The 3,149-nt window shown below is 60.1% G+C and carries 4 protein-coding genes; 3 read left to right on the forward strand and 1 reads right to left on the reverse strand.

Annotated features, from left to right (window positions below; genetic code table 11):
- Nucleotides 1-279: 279 nt before the first annotated feature.
- The 3 genes from VIW95_RS04130 to VIW95_RS04140 all read left to right on the forward strand — a co-directional run bounded on the left by VIW95_RS04130 (nt 280) and on the right by VIW95_RS04140 (nt 2,851).
- A complete protein-coding gene (locus tag VIW95_RS04130) occupies nt 280-1,089 on the forward strand; it encodes an enoyl-CoA hydratase-related protein (RefSeq protein ID WP_331584150.1) in 810 nt (269 codons plus the stop codon).
- A gap of 129 nt (nt 1,090-1,218) precedes the next feature.
- Nucleotides 1,219-2,343: a L,D-transpeptidase gene (locus VIW95_RS04135; RefSeq protein ID WP_331584151.1), complete on the forward strand. Its 1,125-nt coding sequence runs from the start codon at nt 1,219-1,221 to the stop codon at nt 2,341-2,343.
- Between the two features lie 40 nt (nt 2,344-2,383).
- Complete coding sequence (locus VIW95_RS04140; protein ID WP_331584152.1) at nt 2,384-2,851, forward strand: DUF882 domain-containing protein; 468 nt, start codon at nt 2,384-2,386, stop codon at nt 2,849-2,851.
- Nucleotides 2,852-3,027: 176 nt separating this feature from the next.
- Here VIW95_RS04140 and VIW95_RS17450 read toward each other — a convergent pair.
- Nucleotides 3,028-3,149, reverse strand: a 122-nt coding sequence (locus tag VIW95_RS17450) for a BBE domain-containing protein (protein ID WP_349259287.1), incomplete at its 5' end; no start/stop codon positions are given.

Raw genomic sequence — 3,149 nt, forward strand, 5'->3', positions numbered from 1 at the left:
GTTCGCAGGCGTTGGATTGAACGTGACGACGTAGCCGAGCTGCTCGCGCGGCGCCTGCATCGCCATTCGCGCCGACGGGTAAAAAGTTTGATCGGGTTTCCACAGCGCCATCAATTCGCACCGCCTTGGCCAGGATGATTCCGACCGTATCCAACCCGCCGAATCTCGCGCAAGCGGGCCGCCCACAACTCTTTTACTTTTGTCCCCCTTCCCACTATGGGAAGGTGTTAGGGATTAGGTCGCAATCAATCTCGACGCTCTCCTTCAGGACGCAAAGCAATGGAAGAAAAAACTGTTCTCTACGAAAAGCACGACCGGATTGCGAAGGTCATCCTCAATCGCCCACGCTACAAGAACGCGCAATCGCGGCGCCTGCTCGAGGAAATGGACGCTGCCTTCGCCGAGGCCAACGCCGACGACGACGTTCGCGTGATCATTCTTTCCGGCGCCGGCGACAATTTTTGCTCCGGTCACGACCTCGGCACGCCCGAGGAAAAAGAGGACCAGCAGCGCCGCCCGTTTCCCAAGGGTGTCCGCGGCGAGTATGCCAAGTCGCGCGAAATGTTCCTCGACAACACTCTCCGATGGCGCGATCTCGACAAGCCTACCATCGCGCAGGTGCAGGGATTGTGCATCTTCGGCGGCTGGATGTTCGCCGCCGCGATGGACCTCGTCGTTGCGTCCGACGACGCCAAATTCCTGCCCTCGCTGCTGCAGTACTTCTCGATTCCGTGGGACATGCCGCCGCGCAAGGCCAAGGAAATTCTTTTCCAGAGCCGCTTCGTCGTCGCCGACGAGGCCGCCCGCCTGGGCTTCGTCAACCTGGTCGTGCCGCGCGCCGAGCTCGAGGCCGAAACGATGGCGCTCGCGAATCGAATCGCCGAGAGCGATCGCTTCACGCTGCGCATGGTCAAATGGGCGGTCAATTCCGCGCAGGACGCGATGGGTTTCAGCACCGCGATACGCAACGCTCACTCTCATCACATGATTCTCGGCATCGGCGGTTTGATGCAGGCCAAAATGCAAGGGAAAGAGCTCCCCAAACGCATGCCCGGCGTCGAGCAGGCACTCAAGAAAATAAGAAAGTAGGCCGCGCTGTTCACTATTCGAGTTCGATGAGAGGTGAGACCTAATTAATATCCGACATTAGAGTCCCGGTAAGACCCCTTCCTGACGAACCGATTCGTGTCGATTTCCAAAATTCGTCACAATTGAAGTGTGACGAGTTGGATTTCAAAACTGAACTGCGCAATCTTCGGGGCATTCCTCTTATGCGCCCTCACATCGACCCGCTCCAGCGCATCTGCTCTACCCGACGCGAGTCCAACTGTCACGACTGCTCCTTCATCGGACGCAAAGCTGTGTCCTGCCCCTGCCGCGGCGATCTCACTGCCCGGCGCGCCGCTGCCGCCGATCGCCCATCGGATCGCGGGTGGCGAATTCGATTTCATTGCCTGGGAGGGCAGCACCTTTACCCGTATCGGCTCGCGCTTCGGCGAGAGCCCCAAAGTTCTGGCGCGCGACAACGGTAAGCAGGTCACCGACCACCTCAAAGCCGGCGACGCAATTCACATCGACAATCGCCATATCGTGCCCATCGAAGGATCCGATTTGATCGAGGTCAACCTGCCTCAGCGCATGCTCTTTCATTTCGAGGGTGGCCGGTTGAGCGGGGCGTATCCGGTCGCGATAGGCCAACCCGGCAAGCAATGGCAGACCCCCACCGGCGCGTTCACGGTAATCCAGATGCGCGAGGATCCGACGTGGCGAGTGCCGGCGTCGATACAGCGGGAAGAGGAAGCAGCTGGCAAGGACGTCATGGACGAAATCGAACCCGGGCCCGACAATCCGCTGGGCAAATACTGGATCGGGCTCAGTTTCCCGGTGATCGGGATTCACGGCACCAATCACCCCGTCAGCGTGTACAGCTACCGAACCCACGGATGCGTGCGCCTGCATCCTGACGATATCGAAGCGCTGTTCCACGACGTCGACCTGAACGATCGCGGCGAAATCGTTTACCTGCCGCTGATGCTGGCGAAACTCGACGACGGCCGCGTTTTCCTCGAGAGCGAGAAGGACATTTACCGCAGAGGCACAGGCGGAATCGACGCCGTAAGGGCCCTTGCGCGGGCCAATGGGATTGATAATCTAGTGGACTGGTCGGTTGCCGGGGAAGTTCTGAACGACCAGGATGGAATCGCGCGCGACGTGACGGCCACGACCGAGCGCGCAGGGGGAACGCCGGCAGGTTCTATTGCGGCGACGAAAGTTGAGGGAGCAATCACAGGCGCAATCCACGCGTCCCGCGGACTTATCGCGGCGGCGGTTTCTCCGCATTAGCGCGATTGCCGCGGCACAACTCGTCGTGCCCGCGGTCGCGATGGCTCGCACAACAGTCCAGCTTCGACGCCGCTCGCTCAAGTTCTACGCGCTGCACACGGACGAAAGCCTGACCACCACTTACTGGGAAAATGGCCGCTACATTCCCGACGAGCTCGATCGCATCAACTACATCCTGCGCGACTTCCGCGCCAACGAAGTAAAACCGATCGATCCCGCACTGCTCGATCTGTTGACCCGAATCCAACACCGGCTAGGAACCAACGAAGCGTTCCAGGTGATTTCCGGATACCGCTCGCCCGTGACCAACGCGATGCTCCATGCGAACAGCGAAGGCGTCGCCGTCCACAGCCTGCATCTCGAAGGCAAGGCGATCGACATATGCGTACCGGGCCGCAGCCTCGCGCAACTCCGCGGCGCCGCACTCGCACAGCAAGCCGGCGGCGTCGGCTACTACCCGAAGAGCAACTTCGTCCACGTCGACACCGGCCGCGTCCGCTTCTGGTAAATTCCTATTCTTCGTTTCTCCTCTCCCTTTGAGGGAGAGGATCAAGGTGAGGGTCCTTAAACAGCGCGCCCTTCTGCGCGCGATTCAGGATTCTGCTCCCCTCCAGCTCCCTCTACTTCGAACCCGCAGTTTTTATCCAGGCCATCGCAGTTCTCCTCAAATCCGGGCGCCGCGGCTCACAACTTCGTGAAGCCGTCCGCGCTCCACTGTTCCGAGCCGACTCCATTATGGACGAAGAACAACCCGTCCGGGTCATACTTCTTTTTGATCTCAGCGAGGCGAGGATAGTTGCTCCCCC

Origin of the sequence: Binatus sp. (SeqCode) (assembly GCF_036522015.1) — a bacterium.
GTDB lineage: Bacteria > Desulfobacterota > Binatia > Binatales > Binataceae > Binatus.